This window comes from Streptomyces sp. NPDC053432 (genome assembly GCF_055585365.1).
The window spans coordinates 18,392-36,374 of sequence record NZ_JBVJKF010000029.1; the positions used below are offsets into that span (position 1 = coordinate 18,392).

Consider the following 17,983-nt stretch of genomic DNA (forward strand, 5'->3'; position numbering starts at 1 on the left):
GCGGGCGGGTCGTTGCTCCACTGCCCGATGGTGTCGGGCGGCGCCGGAGGAACGCTCAAGTCCTGCCGTACAGGACCGGTCGGGGGCGCGTCGGGGTCGGGTCAGGGGCAGGTCAGGGGCGCGTACGGGGGCCGTCCGGGGTCCGTCCGGAGGCGCTCGAGAACCGCTGGAAGGCCGCCGCACACGGGGTCGAGGGAGGCTCGGGACGACCTGGCCCGGCCCCCGTACGCGTGCCTACGATTCTCGGGCTCATACCGAAGCCGCACTTTCCCCGTCGTGCTCCGAGCGGACCACTCGTAGACGCACGCACATGGAACTGAGCTTTGTGGCTATGGCCCGTCTCACGAGACTGGAATTGACTGTACTCATGACTCAGAACACGAACGTCACCCTCGTCATCGGCGGCAACGGCAAGACCGGCCGCCGCGTTGCCGACAAGCTTTCCGCCCAGGGCCGCCAGGTCCGGATCGGTTCCCGCAGCGGTGTGCCCGCGTTCGACTGGCACGAACCCTCCACCTGGGTCCCGGCGCTCGAGGGCGTCGACCGGGTGTACGTGACCTACTTCCCCGACCTCGCCTTCCCCGGTGCGGCCGAGCAGGTCGCCGAATTCTCCAAGGTGGCCGTGGCGAACGGCGCGCGCCGTCTGGTGCTGCTGTCCGGTCGCGGTGAGGAGGCCGCGGAGGTCAGCGAGGACAACCTGAAGGCCTCCGGCGCCGACTGGACCATCGTCCGCGCCAGCTGGTTCAACCAGAACTTTTCCGAGAGCTTCTTCCTCGAGCCCGTCCTGGCCGGCGAAATCGCCCTGCCGACCGGGGATGCCGTGGAGGCCTTCGTCGACGCCGACGACATCGCGGACGTCGTGGTGGCCGCGCTGACCGATGACAAGCACATCGGCAAGACCTACGAGCTGTCCGGTCCGCGGCTGCTCAGCTTCACCGACGTCGCGGCCGAGCTTTCGAAGGCCACCGGCCGCGAGATCAAGTACATCTCCGTCACCAACGAGGAGTACCGCGCGGTCCTGCGCGAGAACGACCTCCCGGAGGAGTTCGCGGACCTCTTCACGATGATCCTCGACGGGCGCAACGCGCACCTGGTGCACGGTGTCGAGGAGGCCCTGGGCCGCAAGCCGAAGGACTTCTCCGAGTTCGCCCGCGAGGCGGCCGCCGGCGGGGTCTGGAACGTCTGACCACTCCACGACCGCTTTCCCTCACTGCCCGCCTGCCGGGCGGCGACTCTGGTACGGCCGCCGCCCGGTACGCAGGGCCTTCGGGGAAGCGCCCGCGCACGACGTACGGCACGCACCGCGCATGACCGACCGGCAGGAGGCTCCTGTGCCCACTCCCAAGTCGTTCTCCAGCGAACACGGACTGGAATCACTACCCCCGCACTTCCACGGCTTCGCCCTGATGCACATCGCGATGCGACGCGACGCGGCCCGGCTGCGCGCCGCCGCCCCCGCGTGGAAGGGTTCGGGAGCCGAGTGGTGGCAGCGCTTCCGCGAGGTCGTCGAATGGCACCACATCAGCGAGGACGACGTCCTGTGGCCGGGACTGCGCCGCCGGGACGCCGACTTCGATGCACAGGCACGCGAACTGCACGAGGACCACGAGGAGCTGGACGCCGCCATGGCGGCCGTGTCCACGGCGATCGACCGCCGCGGCGAGGACCTCGTCCGGGCCGCGTCGACCTTCGAGGGCGTGCTGCGCGACCACCTGCGCGACGAGGAGCGGATCGTCTTCCCCGTCTTCGACCGGCTCGGTGAACGCGCCTACCTGGCCGAGGAACGCAAGCTGATCTCCAGCGCCCCCATGCGCGTGATGACGTACCTCCAGCCCTGGATGTTCGACGGTGCGAACAGCCGCTCCGTCGCCTACGTCTCCGAGACGATTCCGCCACCCGTCCGGCTGATCGGTGCGACGCTGTTGAAGAGGCGGTACGAGCGCACGCTGAAGGGAATCCTGAAGTGACCAGCACGACGACGCAATCCGTGACCCTGGTGGCGGCGACGGTGGGCACCGGCCTGATGGCCGGCCTCTACTTCGCCTTCGACATCTCGGTGATGCCGGGCCTCGGCCGCGGCGACGACCACACCTACGTGACCGCGATGCGGAACATGAACGAGGCCATCGACAACGGCCTGTTCGGCCTGCTGTTCCTGGGCGCCTTCCTGGCGACCGGGGTCGCGGCCGCGCAGCAGCAGCGCGGCGGCCGGCCCGACGCGGCGCGCTGGGGCTGGGTGGCCTTCGCGCTGTACGGGCTGTCGCTGCTGGTGACGGCGATCGTGAACATCCCCCTCAACAACCAGCTCGCGCGGGCCGGCGCCGACGTCTCGGCGGCCCGCACCCGCTTCGGCGGCCGATGGACCTCCGGCAACGTCGTGCGCACGGTGGCCTGTACGGCGGCCCTCGCCGCGCTGGGCCGCGTACTGACCCTGCACGGCCGCGCGTCGGCGGCGTAGGCAGCCCTGTCGCGGCACCGGCAACACCCCCGTGAACGGCGCCCGCTCTCTCTCCGTCCCCCGCGGCAGAGCGGGCGCTTCGGGGTGCCCGTGGAGAGTTCGGAGAGGATGTACGCATGGACACGCTGACCGGCCTGCTGGAAGGGCCCAAGGCCCGGGGGGCCTTCCTCCTCAAGTCCGTCTTCAACCCGCCCTGGGCGCTGCGCGTCGAGGACCGGGCCCCGCTGTCCGTCGTCACGATGGTGCACGGCGACGCCTGGCTGGTGCCCGACCAAGGGGAACCGGTGCGGATCCGGCCGGGCGACGTGGCCGTCGTACGGGGCCCGGAGTGCTACACGGTCGCCGACGCCCCGGACACGCCGGTCCAGATCACCGTCGGCCCGGAGCAGCGGTGCAGCACGCAGGACGGCGAGGACGTCACCGAGACCATGGCGCTCGGTGTACGCACCTGGGGCGCGGGCTTCCAGGACGCCGGCTCGGCGGTGATGCTCAGCGGCACCTACCAGGCGCCCAGCGAGATCGGGCGGCGGCTGCTGAACGCGCTGCCGACCATCCTCGTGCGGCCCGCCGGGGGCGGTGACAACACCCTGGTCACCCTGCTGACCTCGGAGATCTCCAAGGACGAGCCGGGCCAGGAGATCGTCCTGGACCGGCTCCTGGACCTGCTGCTGATCGGGGTCCTGCGGACCTGGCTGGCGGCTCCCGGCAGCGGCGCGCCCGCCTGGTACCGCGCCCAGAGCGACCCGGTGGTCGGCCCCGCGCTGCGGCTGCTGCACGAGAACCCGGCGCACGGCTGGACCGTCGCCGAACTCGCCCTGAAGGTGGGGGTCTCGCGGGCTTCGCTGGCCCGCCGGTTCACCGAGGTCGTCGGCGAGGCACCGGTGGCATACCTGACCGGCTGGCGCCTGGCGCTCGCCTCCGACCTGCTGCGCGAACCGGACGCCACGGTCGCGACGGTGGCCCGGCGCGTGGGCTACGGCTCGGCCTTCGCCCTCTCGACGGCCTTCAAGCGGGTGCGGGGGGTCAGCCCCCAGGAGTTCCGTAGCGGCGCCGGCCCGGCCGCCGCCCCGGAGGCGGCACAGCCGCCGCGCACGGTGGTGCTACCGGCAGGCTGACCGGGCCACCGCCGTCAGGACGAGGTCGGGGCCGGCCAGCCAGCGGCCCTCGTACACCGGGTCCACGGGTGGGGGGACCGGGGGGCGGAGGGTGGTGCTGAAGGTGCCGTCGGGGGAGAGCAGCAGGGTGGCGTCGCGGAAGCCGAGCCAGATGCCCGTGGCCGGGTACCAGGCCTTGTAGGCGGCCTCCTTCGCGGAGAAGAAGATGCGGTCCCAGGGGAGGGAGGGGGCGGCCTCGGTGAGGGCGGCCAGGTGGGTGCGCTCCTCCTCGGAGGTGATCAGGTTCAGGACGCCCTTGGGGAGCGGGCCCGACGGTTCCGCGTCGATGCCCAGGGCGGTCACCGAGGAGGCCCTCGCCGCCACCGCGCCCCGGTAGCCGTCGCAGTGGGTGATGCTGCCGACCACGCCCGACGGCCACTGGGGGGCGCCGCCCGGGCCCGGGAGGAGGGCGACCGGGTTGCGGCCCAGCTGCGTGAGGCAGCGGCGGGCGCAGGCGCGGGCCGTCGCGAACTGGCGGCGCCGGCGGGCCCGGCGGCCCTCCATCAGGGCGGCTTCGGCCGGGAAGAGAGGAGCGGGCGCCGCGTCGTCGAAGGCTTCCGAAGACGTGACGCCCGGGGGCAGGAGTTCCTCGATCATCGCGAGGCGAGTTCGGCCACCGCGGAGACGGCGAGCAGGGGGCGTTCCAGGGGGAGCATGTGACCGGTGTCGGCGATCTTCTCGAAGCGGGCGTCGGGAAGGGTGTTCGCGAGGGTCTCGGCGAGGGCGGGGTCGATGACCTTGTCGGCTTCGCCGTGCAGGACCACCGCCGGGATCGTGACGGAGGCGAGCGCCCCGCGCAGGTCCCAGCCACGGGTGCAGCGGAAGAAGTCCGCCCGGACCCGGGGGAGGGTCGCGGCGAACATCTGGCGGTTCACGTCGAGGAGGGCGGGGTCGACCTTCTTGGCCATGGTGGAGCCGAGCAGCTTGCGGCCGAGCCACGGGCGGCGCAGGGCCTTGGTGAAGAGGGGGTTGCCCATCATCTTCACTTCACTGTCCGGGGTGTCCTGGCCGTGCGCGGCCGTGCCCAGCAGCACCAGCCCGCGCAGCCGGCCCGCCGACGGCGAGGTGGCCGCGTAGGAAAGGGCCGCGAAGCCGCCGCCCGAGTGGCCGACGACCACCGCCTCGCGGGCGCCCGTCTCGGCCAGCACCGCGGCCAGGTCGGAGCCGAGGCGTTCCACCGACACCGGAGTGCGGCCCTCGGTGGAGGCGCCGTGGCCGCGCTGGTCGTACAGCACCACCCGGTGGCCGGCCCGGATCAGCCGGTCGGCGACCGTGCCCCAGGCCCGGCGGGCGTGCGCCCAGCCGTGGACGAGGACCACGTCGCCGGCCGTTGCGGGGCCGGACAGCGGGGCGAGGACGGTGACGGCGAGGTCGGCGCCGTCGTCCGTGCGGACCGTCAGCTCGTGGGTGAGGTCGGGGGCCGTGGTCACCGCGGGACCGCCGAGAGCTGACGGTCCAGCGACTCGAAGGCCGCAAGGGTGCCCTTGGAGTGCTCCGCGCCCAGGTCGGCGACCTTGGAGAGGATCTTCAGCCAGCCGTGCGGGCTGCCGACGAAGTGCATGGAGATCCGGGTGCGGCCGTCCGGGAGGGGTTCGAGGCGGAAGGTGCTGGGACCGCGGAAGACCCCGTCCACGTACTCGATGTCCAGGCGTCGGCCCGGCTCCACGGCCACGGTGCGCGAGGTGAAGCGCAGCTTCAGCCCGCCCTTGTCGGAGCCCTTGGTGTGCACGGTGACGCCCACCAGGCCGCCGACCTCGTCGGGGGCGCCGGAGATCGTCTTGAACGTGTTGGCGGGGACCCACCACTTCTCTCCGCCGCGGAACTCCGCGAGGAGCGCGTCCCAGACGGCGTCCGCCGGGGCGTCGATCACCGCCTCGTCGATCAGGTCGTACGTCGTCATGCCGAAGCCTCCAGGGGATACGGGGAAACGTGCAGGAAAGGGGAAAGGCGGGGGCGGGATCCCTCTCCCCGCCCCCGCCGGGACTCCACGACCGCTCGGACTCCTGCCGTCAGGCGAAGAAGCCCTGGCCGGGCGTGAAGGTGTTGTTGGGGTCGTACTTGCGCTTGGCGCTGCAGAAGGCCGACCAGCGGTTGCCGAAGTGGGCCTTCCAGTCCTCGCGGGTCATGTTCGGGACCGAACCCACCAGGTAGCGCTTGGCGCCCATGGAGCGCGCGATCTCGTACAGGCGTCGGTTCTGGGCGAGCATGCCCTGGATGTCGGCGCCCGGGTTGGGGAAGCGCAGCAGGTCGAAGAGGTAGCCGACCGACTCGTTCGGCTGCACCGCCAGCGGCCTCTTGATCTTCGAGGTGAAGTACGGGTAGAAGAGCAGGAACCCGCCGCCGAGCGACTCGGCGTTCAGCTCGCGCTCGACCAGCTGCATGAAGGTCTTGGTCTTCGACGCCGGCAGGAACATGCTCAGCCACGGCTTGGGCTGGTACCAGTGGCCGGACTCCTTCAGGTACGCCTCGTACGCGTCGAGCCGGAACATGTACTCCCGGTACGTCGTGTCCTCGATGACCGCGTCGGCCCGCACGTCCCTGAGGTCGCCGATGAGCGCGTCGCGGTTCGGCGGGGTCGTGTCGTAGGTGGCGCCGGCCTCGATCTTGTAGCGCCAGCCCGAGCCGTCGGGCTTCTGCAGCATCTCGCCCGCGTGGACCTGGAACCGGCCGTCGGCCAGGATCTTCTCCGAGTCGGCGAGGTAGGTCGCCACGTCGTCGTAGAAGAGGCTGAAGATGACCGAACGCTGCGGCGCCGGGACCAGCTTGACGTTGACCCGGACGATGATGCCGACCTGGCCGCCGCCCGACAGGGCGGCGTTGAACAGGTCCGAGCGCAGCCACGGGGTGGCCGTGACCAGCTTGCCGTCGCCGGTGATGATGTCGATGGCCTGCACGGTGTCGCACAGCAGGCCGTACTTCTGCACGGTGCCGCCGATGCCGCCGATGCTGATGGTGCCGCCGACCGAGATGTACAGGTAGTCGGGCAGCGCCGGCGGGGTCTTGCCCAGCTTCAGGGTGGCGTCGGTCAGCTGGCCCCAGGTCACACCGGCCTCGACCACGGCGTAGTCGCTGCCGATGGAGAGGATCTTCGACATGCCCTTGGCGTCGATGGAGATGCCGCCCGGGACGCGGGCCTGGCCGTACACCGAGTGCGACTCGATGTCCGCGCCGGTGCCGCCCTGGCCGTTGACCGCGACCTTGATGCCGTTGACCCGGGCGTAGTTGACGATCTTGACGATGTCGTCGATGTTGCCGGGGCGCAGGACCGCCCACGGCTTCGCGTCGTCCCACAGGTGACCGAAGTCCTGGCCGAAGGAGCCGACCGTGGCCGCGTCCGTCGTCAGGGTGCCGACCAGTCCCGGAACCGGGACGACGTTGGCGTTGCCCGCGGCCTCGGCGGCCGTCGCCCAGGTCTGGTCGACCGCGTTCCAGCCGACGACCGCGACGGCGGTGGCGGCGATGCCGCCGAGGATCCTGCGCCGCGACGGCTGCGCGACCGCCTCGTCGGCGGGGTTTCTTGGGGTAGTGCTCATCTGGGTGCGTCTCCCGAATCCCGTGGGCGTACTACTGGTGAGGTACCGGCTTGCTGGTGCGCACCTGCGAGGCGAGCTGGTACTCGCTCAGGTCGAAGCGCTTGGTGGCGCCGCGGAAGCGCCAGGTGTACGTCGGCCAGATCGACGGGTTGCGGCCGCTGGCGTCCAGGTACCAGCTCTGGCAGTTGCCCGCGTTCCACACGGTGCCGTCGAGCTTGGCGTCGAGCGCCTTGTTGTAGGCGTCCTGCGCCTCCTGACGGACCTCGACGCTGGCCAGGCCCCGCTTCTCGACCTTCTTCAGCGCGTCGAGGACGTACGCGATCTGCGCCTCGATCATCACGACCTGGGAGGAGTGCCCCAGGGTCGTGTTCGGGCCGAGCAGCATGAAGAGGTTGGGGAAGCCGGCGATGGTGGTGCCGCGGTGCGCGGACATGCCGTCCTTCCACGCCTCGCGAAGCTGCACGCCGCCGCGGCCCCAGATCCGCTTCGCGACCGGTCGGTCGGTGGCCTGGAAGCCGGTGCCCAGGATGATGGTGTCGACCTCGCGCTCGACCCCGTCCTTGCCGACGATCGACTTGGCGCGGACCTCGGCGATCCCGTCGGTGACCAGGTCCACGTTGGGCTGCTGGATCGCCGGGTACCAGGTGTTGCTGAAGAGGAGGCGCTTGCAGGCCATCACGTAGTCGGGCGTCAGCTTGGCGCGCAGTGCCTCGTCCGGGACCGACTTCTTCAGGTGGTCGCTCGCCATCTTCTGCATCTTCCCGGCGACCTTCGGGCGGGCCATCACGAAGGCCAGGATCTCCCGGCCCCACATGTTGAAGTTCCGCCGGAAGTTCTGGTAGCCGGGCAGCGAGCGCAGCAGCTTCGCCTGGAGCGGGGTGGTCGGCTTGTCGTTCTTCGGGCCGATCCACGGGGGCGTGCGCTGGTAGAGGTCCAGGTGCCCGACCTCGGGCTGGATCTGCGGTACGAACTGGATGGCCGAGGCGCCCGTACCGATGACGGCGACGCGGCGGCCGGCCAGGTCGTGGTCGTGGTCCCAGTTCGAGGAGTGGAAGACCTTGCCCTCGAAGTCCGCGAGGCCCTTGATGTCCGGCACGGCCGCCTCGCTGAGGTAGCCGGTGCCGGTCACCAGGAACTGCGCGGTGTACTCGCCCTGCGACGTCTCGATCTTCCAGTGCCGCTCGCCGTCGTCCCAGCGGGCGGCGACCAGTTCGTGGCCGAACCGGATGTGGGGGCGCACACCGAAGCGGTCGGCCGTCTCGCGCAGGTACGCGTACAGCTCGTCACGCTTGCCGAAGGTGGACTTCCAGTTCGGGTTCTGGGCGAACGAGAACGAGTAGAGGTGGGACATGACGTCGCACGCACAACCCGGATAGCTGTTGTCGCGCCAGGTGCCGCCGACCTCGTCGGCCCGCTCGAACACCAGGAAGTCGTCGATACCCGACTGCAGCAGCCGGATGGCGGTGCCCAGGCCCGAGAAGCCGGTGCCGATGACCGCGACCCGCAGGTGCCGGGTCGGGCCGCCACCGCCGGGGGCGGCTGCCGTACCGGTCAGCGCCCCGCCATCGGTGGCCGGGTTGAGAATGCTCGCCACGTCGGCCTCCTTAGCGGCGGGTGATGGTGACGCGGAAGTTGTTGAAGAACTTGTCCTCGAGCGTGTACGCGAAGATGTCGAGGTAGCGCTCGAAGCGGGAGACGACCTCTTCGCCCTCCAGGGCCACGGCCTCGTCCCGGCGCTCGGCCAGCAGGACCAGCCAGGCGCGGCAGGCCATCGCGAAGGACTCGCGCTCGTTGACGATCTCGTCGATCTCGAAGAGACCCTCGGCGGCGGAGCTCAGCTCGTGCAGGTGCGGGATGTGGCAGCCCTCGAACTCGGAGCGCTGCAGGAACTTCAGGTCGTCGAGGAGCGCGCGGTTCATCGGCAGCGCCTCGGCGGTCATGGTGTGCAGCACGAACTTCGCGCCCGGGTTCAGGGCGTTCGCGATCTGCTGGAAGAAGTAGCGGTAGCGCTTGGTGCGCTCCTTCGGCGGCAGGTTGGAGGAGACGAAGTGCTCCAGCGCGTTGATGCAGAACGCCGCGTCGTACTTCTCGCTGTCGTCGGCGACCTTGTAGTCCGCCCAGCTCTGGACCAGCGTGGTGATCTTCGGGTTGTTCAGCCCGTCGATGAACGCTTCCTGGGTGCGGGACAGGGTCAGGCCGACGGCCTGCTCCGCGCCGTGCACGGTGGTGAGGCGGTTGAGCATGGTGCCCCAGCCGCAGCCGACGTCCAGGACCCGCTTGGTGACGCCGGCGCGGACGCCCGCGAGCTCGGCGAACTTGTCGAGCTTGCGCTCCTGGGCCTCGTCCAGGGTGGCGACGAGGTCCTCGCCGTCCTCCCAGTAGCCGCCGGAGTACATCATCGTGGGGCCCAGCAGGAGCCGGTAGAAATCGTTGCTGACCTCGTAGTGGTGCCTGATCGCATCGACCTCGGGGTCCACCGACTTGGGGGCGACCGTTGTCATCCTGATCCTCTTTCCTGCGTGTCCGGCGGGCCGTGTTTCCGAATTCGCGTCAGAGAAAACCGGATGCCCCGCAAGGCGTGCGCAAGACGGGCCGGTTTCGCGCCACCGTCCGGTGTTGCGCCTTCCTTGCGGGGGCGGGGCTTTTATCGCTCTCGAAAACCAGACACGCACTGCCGAGTTGCATTGCCGAGAGAGGACCGACCCCATGTCGCTGCCCACCATCGAAGAACTGGCGAGCCAGCTCGAGGCCGTTTCGGGTGCCGCGGAGGTCAGCCCCGACGCCCCGCTCCAGCACATCGCGGACGTCGACTCGCTGGACCTGATGGAGTGGCTGTACGGATTCCAGAACCAGTACCCGCACATCCCGGCCGACGAGTCCCTCTTCGCCGACCTCGACGACACGACCACGCTGCGTGACGTGTACGCCAAGATCGTCGAGCTCGTCCCGGCTCAGGCGTAGCGAGGGGTGACGTGACCGGCTTCGACATCACCGGGTGGGGCATGTCCGTACCCGAACGCATCGTCACCAGTCTCGAGCTCGCCGAGCGGTTCGGCGTGGACGAGCACTGGATCACCAGCCGCTGCGGCATCCGCGAGCGGCGGGCGGTCGACCCGGGGCAGACCACCGCTTCCCTGGCCGTCGAGGCCGGCCGGCGTGCGCTGGAGAAGGCCGGCCTGACCGGCGCCGACATCGCCCACCTCATCGTCGCGACCGCCACGCCCGAGCAGCCGTCCCCCGCGACCTCCGCGTTCGTCCACCACGAGCTCGGCATCGCGGGCAGCGCGCACGACGTCAACTCCGAGTGCGCCGGCTTCGTCTACGGGCTGGTGTCCGCGATGGCGCTGATCGCCATCGACCCCCGTCCGATCCTGCTGATCGGCTCCGACACCCACACCCTGACGGCCAACCCCGCCGACCGGGACCTGTCCATCCTCGTCGGCGACGGGGCGGGCGCGATCGTCCTGCAGCCGGGCTCCGAGAACCGGGTCAAGGCCTGGAACCTGGGCGCGGACGGCTCCTGCACCGGCTCCCTCAAGGTGCTCGCCGGCGGCAGCCGGATGCCCACCACCCAGGAGACGCTGGACGCGGGCCTGCACTACGCGCAGATCAACGGCAACGAGATCTACCTCAACGCCGTCCGCTACACCGTCCGCACGGTGCGCGAGACGCTGGAGAACGCCAAGGTGGACGCGGCCGACGTGGACCACGTCGTACCGCACCAGGCGAACATCAGGATCATCAACTCGATCCTGTCGCACACCGGGCTCCGCCAGGAGGCGCTGATCACCAACCTCCAGAAGTACGGCAACACGGCCTCGGCGTCGATCCCGATCGCGCTGACCGAAGCCCTGGAGGAAGGCCGGATCAAGGCCGGCGACAAGGTGCTGCTGGCCGGCTTCGGAGCCGGCATGACATGGGGTTCGATCCTGATGGAATGGGGCGGTGTCGCGGCATGAGCAAGAACAGTGCGGGCGTGCGGCCGGAGTCCCCGGTCGCGCTCGTGACCGGCGCCTCGGGCGGCCTCGGCCAGGCCCTGGCGCTGGAGCTGGACGCGCTGGGCTGCCGGGTCGCGGTCCACTACAACAGCTCCCGGGAGGGAGCCGAGGCGGTCGCCGAGAAGCTGACCAACCCGTCGGTGCTGGTCACCGGCGACGTCGGTTCGTGGGAGGCCACCCAGGCCCTCTACCAGCAGATCTCCGACGAACTCGGGCCGGTTGACGTCCTCGTCAACAACGGGGCCATCCGCAAGGACAGCCTGATGGCCATGCAGAACCCGGCGGACTGGGCGCAGGTCATCCAGACCAACCTGATCGGCTCCTTCCACACCGCTCGCGTCTCGGTGCCGTACATGCTGCGGCAGCGGTGGGGCAGGGTCATCAACATCGTGTCCCCGTCCGGCATCATCGCGACGGCCGGACAGACGGCGTACTCGGCGTCCAAGGCCGGTCTGATCGGCTTCACGCGGACCCTCGCGTCCGAGTGTGGCCGCCGTGGAGTCACGGTCAACGCGCTCTCGCCCGGCTTCATGATCACGGGCATGACGAACACCCTGCCGGACCGGGTGATCGAGGGCATGGAGGACAAGGCCCCGATCCCGCGCTTCGTCACGGTCGAGGAGGTCGCGCGCAGCGTCGGCCTCTTCCTGGACCAGGACTGCATGACGGGCCAGGTCATCAGCATCGACAGCGGGGTGTCCATCACCTGACCCCCGCGGTCGTCCCCTCGGCCCCGGCCTCCCTCCCCCCGGGGAGGCCGGGGCCCTCGTCGTGCGTGCGGGGGCAGACGTACGAAGGCCGCCGCCGCGGAATCTCCGCGGCGGCGGCCTTCGTACGTCAGGGCCCGGTCAGGCGGCGGGGGAGGACGCCACCCGGTGGGTGACGCAGCCGGCGGACGGGGAACGGGCGCCCGGCGCCCGGTGGTCCACCTCGAAGACCCCCATCAGCACCGGGTCCAGGCAGGTGCACGAACGCGGAGCCGGCCGGGGCTCCGGAGTGCGCAGCAGTTCCAGGTAGGCGGCCTCCGTCTCCGGGGCCGGGTCGATGCCGAGCTCCTCGGCCAGTACCTCGCGCAGCTGCTGGTAGCTGCGCAGCGCCTCCGCGCGGTTGCCGGCCCGGGAGTGGGCCGTCATCCGGCAGCGGTAGGCGCTCTCGCGGAACGGGGCCCGGCGCACCGCCTCCTCCGCGTAGCGCAGGGAGTGGTGCTCGTCGCCCAGGGCCGAGGAGGACAGGCTCGCGATCTCCAGCGCCCTCAGGCGCAGTTCCTCCAGCTGCTCGCGCATCGCGTCGACCCATTCGCCCTCGTGGGAGGGCAGGAACGAGCCGCGCAGGTTCGACACCGCGCCGGCCGCGAGCTGCTGCGCGACCGCGTAGGCCCCCGCCGCGTACGCCTCGGCGGCCTCGGTGACGGCCACCTCCGCGCACTCCACGTCCACGGCCGCGTCCTGCGGCAGTCGCAGGATGTAACGGCCGCCCTGCGCGATGAGGGGAGTGACCCCCGGCTGGTCACCGGGCGTCGTGACGAACGTACGGACCCGGCTCACGAGGCTGCGCAGCGCGGAGGCCCAGGTGTCCGGCAGGCCCTCGGGCCAGATGGTTTCGGCCAGCTGGTCACGGTCCGTGCCCCCGGCGCGCTCCATGAGCAGTCGTGCGAAGGCCACTTGGGCCTGCGCGCTCGACAGGTGTTGTGGCGGTGCTCCGTCCGGCTCGATCGTGACAAGGCCTACGAGTCTGATCAGCACTATGCACTCTCCGAAACGGTCGTCAATCCGGCCGAGTCCCCCAAGGTCGTGCGATTCAGAGAATAGCGGCGGTCTGCTCTTGCGTCGCTCTTGCGCCCCCCGAGCCTTAATGGAATTCCACTAGAGCCGAGCCGGAAAAACGGCGGAGCAACGATGGAGATCCGGATCAGCCGGACGATCACGACGAGGAGAAGAACGTGAACTCATCCGCTGCCTGGAAGCGCTTGGAGCCGAAGCTGGCGTATTTCCGCGACCGCGTCGCACAGCTGGAATACGAGCCCAACCGGAAGAACAGCTTCGTCGCCTACACGGCCGAGCGGGACTCCGCGTACGCCGACCAGGACGGCCGCCGGCTGCTGATGATGTCCGGTTACTCCTACCTCGGCCTCGCCGGCGACGAGCGCGTCGTCGCGGCCGCCAAGGCCGCCGTCGACCTCTACGGCACCGGCAACCACGGCGTCCGCGCCCTGGCCGGAACGACCCCCCTGCACGAGGAACTGGAGGCGGAGGTCGCCAAGGTGGCCGGCCGCGAGAAGGCCCTGGTCTTCGGCTCGGGCTACGCCGCGAACACCGGCACCGTCGGCGCGATCGTCGGCCCCGGCGACACCGTCTTCATCGACAAGTACGACCACGCCAGCATCGTCGACGGCTGCAAGCTCTCCGGCGCCAAAGTCGTGCGCTTCCGCCACAACGACGTCGCGCACCTGGAGCGCCGCCTCGCCTCCGCCCCCGACACCGGCGTCCGACTCGTGATCGTCGACAGCGTCTACTCCATGGACGGCGACATCGCCCCCCTGGTCGACCTGCGCAAGGTCTGCGACGCCCACAACGCGCTGCTGATGGTCGACGAGGCCCACGCCCTCGGCGTCATCGGCGCCACCGGCAAGGGCATCGAGGAGCACTTCAACTACGAGGTGAAGGTCGACGTCAAGCTCGGCACCCTCTCCAAGGCCATCCCCTCCATGGGCGGCTGGGTCGCCGGCTCCGCCGAGTTCATCCACCACCTGCGCTACGCGGCCCGCCCCTTCCTCTTCTCCGCGGCCCTCGGCGGTGCCCAGACCGGCGCGGCGCTGGAGTCCCTGCGGATCCTGCAGCGCGAGCCGGAGCGCGTCGAGTTCATCCAGAAGGAATCCCAGCGCTTCCGCGACACCCTCAACGACGCCGGGATCAGCACCGTCGACAGCGAGACCGCCGTCGTCCCCGTCATCGCCGGCTCCGACGACTCCGCGTACGACCTCGCCACCGTCGCCCGCAAGAACGGCGTCATCGGCCTCCCCGTGGTCACCCCGGCCGTCCCCAACGACCTGGCCCGGCTGCGCATCGCCATCACCGCCGCCCACACCAAGGCCGACCTCGAGTTCGCGGCCGAGGCCTTCATCAAGTCGGCGCGCGAGTGCCGGATCATCTGACCGCCCTCACGACGACGACCGTTCACACCCTTTAGGGAGCAGACAATGCCTGGACCGTCCAGGGGCAGTTCGGCGCGGCCGCCCGTAGCCATCACCGGCATGGGCGTGGTCACCCCCGGCGGGTGCACCCCGGACGAGCTGTGGCAGACGCTGCGGGCCGGCCGGTCCACCGCCGCCGAGCTCACCCACTTCGACCTCAGCCGCCACCGGGTGAAGATCGGCTGCCGGGTCCGCGGCCTCGACGGCCTCGCCGGACTCGTCCCGGCCAAGGAAGCCCGCCGGATGGACCCCTTCGCCCACTACGGAACGGCCGCGGCCCTCGCCGCCCACCGCGACGCCGGATCGCCCACCGCGGACGCCGGCCGCACCGCCATCGTCGTCGGCAACGCCGTCGGCGGGCGCGCCACCAGCGACCTGGAGTCCGCCCACTTCACCGAAGGCGGCCCGGGCAGGGTCAACCCCCTGATGCCGCTGATGACGATGCCCAACGCGGCCGCCGCGCACATCGCCATCCGGCTCGGCTGGACCGGCCCCGCCCTCACCGTCGCCAACACCTGCGCCAGCGGCGCCGACGCCATCGGACACGCCCTGATGCTCCTGCAGACGGGCCGCGCCGACCTCGTCATCGCCGGCGGCGCCGAGCACACGCTCACCCCGGTCACGCTGGCCGGCTTCGGGAACCTCAACGCGGTCTCCTTCCGCAACGACGACCCGGAGCACGCCTCGCGCCCCTTCGACAAGGACCGCGACGGCTTCGTGATGGGGGAGGGCGCGGGGTTCGTCGTACTGGAACGGCTCGACGACGCGCTGGCCCGCGGCGCGAAGACGTACGGACTGGTCGCCGGGTACGCGGCGACGGCCGACGCCCACCACCTCGCGATGCCGCTGCCCGACGGCGCCGGCGCCGCGGACGCCATGTCGGGCGCCATCGCCGACGCCGGCCTCGCCCCCGAAGACATCGTGCACGTCAACGCGCACGGCACCTCGACCCCGCACAACGACCGGTCCGAGGCGGCGGCCCTGCGGAAGGTGTTCGGCAGCTCACAGCCGCCCGTCACCGCACCGAAGTCGGTCATCGGCCACCTCATCGGCGCCGCCGGGGCCGTCGAACTCATCGCCACCGTGCAGGCCATGCGGCACTGCGAGGTGCCGCCCACCGCCAACCACGAACAGCTGGAGCCAGGAATGGACATCGACGTCGTGCACGGCACGCCCCGCGCCGTGCCCCCGGGACCCGCGATCACGAACTCCTTCGGGTTCGGCGGCCACAACTCCTCCGTGGTGGTGACGCCGGTATGACGCTCCTGTCGCTGCCCTCCCCGGTCCGTACGCTCACCGTCACCGAGCCCCAGATCACCGACTACCGCGGCGCGGCCCGGCGCGGGCTGACCACCGGCCGCCCCGGCCAGGCCTCGCCGGTCCACACCTTCGTCCTCGCCCACACCGTGGCCGAGCAGACCGTCGCCGCACTGACCGAGGCCGAGCCGGGCCCGGTGTCCGTGGTCCACCTCGGCCAGGACATCCGCACCCTGCGCCCGGTCCGGCCCGGCGAGGAGGTGACCGTACGCCTGGACGTGCTCGGCATACGCAAGGAGCCGCGCGGCGCCCGGATCGCGCTGCGGGTCCGGCTCATCGGAGAGGACGGCCCGGAACCCTTCGCTGAACTCGTCATCTCCGCCCTGCTGGTCGGCGCCACCCTGCTGGAGCCCTTCGGTGACATCGCCGGCGGCCCCGCCGCCCCCGCCCCGCTCGGGGCGGGCGAGCCGCAGACCGCGGTGCACGAGCTGACCACCGACTGGATCAGCACGTACGCCCACGCCTCCGGCGACCTGAACCCCATCCACCTCGACGAGGAGGCGGCCCGCGGGGCCGGCTTCGACACCGTCATCGCGCACGGCATGAGCGTCGTCGCCCTCGCCGTGGAGGAGGCGGTCGACCGCTTCGCGGACGGCGACTCCGCCAAGGTGCGCGGCCTCGGCTGCCGCTTCTCGGCCCCCGTGCCGCCCGGCATCCCGCTGGAGATCACCCTCCAGCCCGACGCCGAGGCCCGCGTCGTCCGCTTCACCTGCAAGACGCCCAAGGGCGCCGCCGTCAAGAGCGGCTGGATCGAGTTCGACCGGCCGGCCGCAGCGGAGGCGGGTGAGGCGCCGTGACCGGAATCCCGACGGCCCCCGCTGTCGAACTCGGCCTCCTGGGCGGCTTCCTGACCCAGGTCCGCGACCGGCCGCACGCCACCGCCCTCGTCTTCAACGGGGCCGAGACCACCTACCGCGAGCTGTACGAGCTGGCGGGCCAGGAGCGGGACCGGCTCGCCCGGCTCGCACTCGCCCCCGGAGTACCGGTCGGCGTCCTCGCCGACAAGTCCCCCGCCACCGTGGCCCTCGTCCTCGGGTGCCTGCTCTCGCGCCGGCCGCTGCTGCTCCCGTCCCCCGCCCTCGCCGACACCCTGCTCGCCGATCTCTTCGCCCAGGCCGGCTGCGCCCACGTCCTCGCCCCCGGCGGCGAGACCGCCCGGGTCGCACCCAACCCGGACGTCGCCGCCCAGCCGCTGCCCGCCGACGAGGCCGCCGACACGGCCTTCATGCTCACCACCTCCGGCTCCACCAGCCTCCCGAAGATCGTCCCGATCACCCTGGACGCCGTGGACCGCTTCACCCGGTGGGCGGGCAACGCCTTCGGGATCGGCCCCGACCGGACCGTCCTCAACTACGCCCCCCTCAACTTCGACCTCTGCCTGCTCGACGTCTGGACCACCCTGGCCCGCGGCGGACGCGTGGTCCTCGTCGACCCGGCACTGGCCGCCCACGGCCGCCACCTCAGCGACCTGGTCCGGCGCCACGGAGTGCACGTGGTGCAGGCCGTCCCGATGGCCTTCGGGCTCCTCCAGGACGCCGCCGCCAAGACCGGCGACACCTTCCCCGGCGTCGAACACGTGATGTTCACCGGGGACGCCATCCCCGACCGCACCTTCGCCGCCCTGCCCGCCCTCTTCCCCGAGGCCCGCATCCACAACATCTACGGCTGCACCGAGACCAACGACAGCTTCATCCACGAGGTCGACACCTCGACGACCTCCTTCCCGCCCGTCCCCATCGGCCGCCCGCTGCCGGGCGTGCACACCCTCGTCCTCGACCCCGACACCCTCGCCCCCGTCGAAGGGCCCGGCAGCGGAGAGCTGTTCGTCTCCACGCCCTTCCAGACCCGCGGCTACCTCGACCGGACCCGGCACGCCGACAAGTTCACCGGCCACCCCCTCGGCCTCGACGACCGCCGCTGGTTCCGCACCGGCGACCTCGTACGGCGCGACGCGGCCGGCACCCTGCACCTGACCGGCCGCACCGACTTCCAGGTCAAGGTCCGCGGGGTCGCCGTCAACACCGCCGAGATCGAACGGGTCCTGCAGGAACACCCCGAGGTCCTGGAAGCGGGTGTCGCCGCCCTGCCCGACCCGATCGCCGGCAAGCGGCTCGTCGCCGGAGTCCAGCGGGCCCCCGGATCCACCCTGACCGGCCTGCAACTGCGAACGCACTGCGCCCGGCACCTGCCCAGGGCCGCCGTGCCCCACCAGCTCACCCTCACCGACGTGCCGTTGCCGAAGACGGCCACCGGAAAGGTCGACCGCAAGGCGCTCGACCGGCTCGACCAGCTGAGCCTGACCACCACACCCGTCGCTTCACCTCTCGCCTGAA

General features: G+C 71.2%; 18 protein-coding genes. 11 read left to right on the forward strand and 7 right to left on the reverse strand.

The features are described from left to right. Positions 1 to 367: 367 nt before the first annotated feature. The 4 genes from ACZ6Y1_RS33455 to ACZ6Y1_RS33470 all read left to right on the forward strand — a co-directional run bounded on the left by ACZ6Y1_RS33455 (position 368) and on the right by ACZ6Y1_RS33470 (position 3,573). Complete coding sequence (locus tag ACZ6Y1_RS33455; RefSeq protein WP_469638844.1) at positions 368 to 1,186, forward strand: NAD(P)H-binding protein; 819 nt, start codon at positions 368 to 370, stop codon at positions 1,184 to 1,186. A 121-nt stretch (positions 1,187 to 1,307) separates the two neighbouring features. Next, positions 1,308 to 1,967, forward strand: coding sequence for a hemerythrin domain-containing protein (locus tag ACZ6Y1_RS33460; RefSeq protein ID WP_469638847.1), 660 nt, complete (start codon positions 1,308 to 1,310; stop codon positions 1,965 to 1,967). Beyond that, a complete protein-coding gene (locus ACZ6Y1_RS33465; protein WP_469638851.1) occupies positions 1,964 to 2,458 on the forward strand; it encodes an anthrone oxygenase family protein in 495 nt (164 codons plus the stop codon). Before ACZ6Y1_RS33460 ends, ACZ6Y1_RS33465 begins: the two co-directional genes overlap by 4 nt. A gap of 116 nt (positions 2,459 to 2,574) precedes the next feature. Then, the gene (locus ACZ6Y1_RS33470; RefSeq protein WP_469638854.1) at positions 2,575 to 3,573 is read left to right on the forward strand and encodes an AraC family transcriptional regulator; all 999 of its coding nucleotides are present in this window, start codon (positions 2,575 to 2,577) and stop codon (positions 3,571 to 3,573) included. Here the strand turns inward: ACZ6Y1_RS33470 and ACZ6Y1_RS33475 are convergent. The 6 genes from ACZ6Y1_RS33475 to ACZ6Y1_RS33500 form a co-directional block, all read right to left on the reverse strand. Continuing rightward, positions 3,559 to 4,209 (reverse strand): 4'-phosphopantetheinyl transferase family protein, encoded by a 651-nt coding sequence (locus ACZ6Y1_RS33475; protein WP_469638858.1) that lies wholly within the window; start codon positions 4,207 to 4,209, stop codon positions 3,559 to 3,561. The two genes, ACZ6Y1_RS33470 and ACZ6Y1_RS33475, sit on opposite strands and share 15 nt — an antisense overlap. Further along, complete coding sequence (locus ACZ6Y1_RS33480; RefSeq protein ID WP_469638862.1) at positions 4,206 to 5,042, reverse strand: alpha/beta fold hydrolase; 837 nt, start codon at positions 5,040 to 5,042, stop codon at positions 4,206 to 4,208. The genes ACZ6Y1_RS33475 and ACZ6Y1_RS33480 overlap by 4 nt, the downstream gene beginning before the upstream one ends. Continuing rightward, entirely contained in the window at positions 5,039 to 5,512 is a 474-nt protein-coding gene (locus ACZ6Y1_RS33485) for an SRPBCC family protein (protein WP_469638865.1), read from the reverse strand. The genes ACZ6Y1_RS33480 and ACZ6Y1_RS33485 overlap by 4 nt, the downstream gene beginning before the upstream one ends. 109 nt (positions 5,513 to 5,621) lie before the next feature. Further along, positions 5,622 to 7,145, reverse strand: coding sequence for an FAD-binding protein (locus ACZ6Y1_RS33490; RefSeq protein ID WP_469638869.1), 1,524 nt, complete (start codon positions 7,143 to 7,145; stop codon positions 5,622 to 5,624). A 31-nt stretch (positions 7,146 to 7,176) separates the two neighbouring features. After that, a complete protein-coding gene (locus tag ACZ6Y1_RS33495) occupies positions 7,177 to 8,700 on the reverse strand; it encodes a flavin-containing monooxygenase (protein ID WP_469639051.1) in 1,524 nt (507 codons plus the stop codon). A gap of 49 nt (positions 8,701 to 8,749) precedes the next feature. Further along, complete coding sequence (locus tag ACZ6Y1_RS33500; protein ID WP_469638872.1) at positions 8,750 to 9,646, reverse strand: class I SAM-dependent methyltransferase; 897 nt, start codon at positions 9,644 to 9,646, stop codon at positions 8,750 to 8,752. 205 nt (positions 9,647 to 9,851) lie between these two features. Between ACZ6Y1_RS33500 and ACZ6Y1_RS33505 the strand changes: the two genes are divergently transcribed. From ACZ6Y1_RS33505 to ACZ6Y1_RS33515, 3 genes are read left to right on the forward strand one after another with little or no spacing between them, the layout of a single operon-like run. Beyond that, positions 9,852 to 10,106, forward strand: coding sequence for a hypothetical protein (locus ACZ6Y1_RS33505; protein WP_219665194.1), 255 nt, complete (start codon positions 9,852 to 9,854; stop codon positions 10,104 to 10,106). An 11-nt stretch (positions 10,107 to 10,117) separates the two neighbouring features. Further along, a complete protein-coding gene (locus ACZ6Y1_RS33510; RefSeq protein ID WP_384589391.1) occupies positions 10,118 to 11,104 on the forward strand; it encodes a 3-oxoacyl-ACP synthase III family protein in 987 nt (328 codons plus the stop codon). After that, complete coding sequence (locus ACZ6Y1_RS33515; protein ID WP_385126449.1) at positions 11,101 to 11,853, forward strand: SDR family NAD(P)-dependent oxidoreductase; 753 nt, start codon at positions 11,101 to 11,103, stop codon at positions 11,851 to 11,853. Before ACZ6Y1_RS33510 ends, ACZ6Y1_RS33515 begins: the two co-directional genes overlap by 4 nt. 138 nt (positions 11,854 to 11,991) lie before the next feature. Here the strand turns inward: ACZ6Y1_RS33515 and ACZ6Y1_RS33520 are convergent, their stop codons facing one another. Further along, the gene (locus ACZ6Y1_RS33520) at positions 11,992 to 12,804 is read right to left on the reverse strand and encodes an AfsR/SARP family transcriptional regulator (RefSeq protein ID WP_469638879.1); all 813 of its coding nucleotides are present in this window, start codon (positions 12,802 to 12,804) and stop codon (positions 11,992 to 11,994) included. Positions 12,805 to 13,082: 278 nt separating this feature from the next. Between ACZ6Y1_RS33520 and ACZ6Y1_RS33525 the strand changes: the two genes are divergently transcribed. From ACZ6Y1_RS33525 to ACZ6Y1_RS33540, 4 genes are read left to right on the forward strand one after another with little or no spacing between them, the layout of a single operon-like run. Continuing rightward, a complete protein-coding gene (locus tag ACZ6Y1_RS33525; protein ID WP_469638882.1) occupies positions 13,083 to 14,294 on the forward strand; it encodes an aminotransferase class I/II-fold pyridoxal phosphate-dependent enzyme in 1,212 nt (403 codons plus the stop codon). Positions 14,295 to 14,339: 45 nt separating this feature from the next. After that, the gene (locus ACZ6Y1_RS33530; protein ID WP_469638885.1) at positions 14,340 to 15,593 is read left to right on the forward strand and encodes a beta-ketoacyl-[acyl-carrier-protein] synthase family protein; all 1,254 of its coding nucleotides are present in this window, start codon (positions 14,340 to 14,342) and stop codon (positions 15,591 to 15,593) included. After that, on the forward strand, positions 15,590 to 16,447 hold the full coding sequence (locus ACZ6Y1_RS33535) for a MaoC/PaaZ C-terminal domain-containing protein (RefSeq protein WP_469638888.1): 858 nt from the start codon (positions 15,590 to 15,592) through the stop codon (positions 16,445 to 16,447). Before ACZ6Y1_RS33530 ends, ACZ6Y1_RS33535 begins: the two co-directional genes overlap by 4 nt. Continuing rightward, positions 16,444 to 17,982 (forward strand): AMP-binding protein, encoded by a 1,539-nt coding sequence (locus ACZ6Y1_RS33540; protein ID WP_469638891.1) that lies wholly within the window; start codon positions 16,444 to 16,446, stop codon positions 17,980 to 17,982. Before ACZ6Y1_RS33535 ends, ACZ6Y1_RS33540 begins: the two co-directional genes overlap by 4 nt. The last annotated feature ends 1 nt before the right edge of the window (position 17,983 follow it).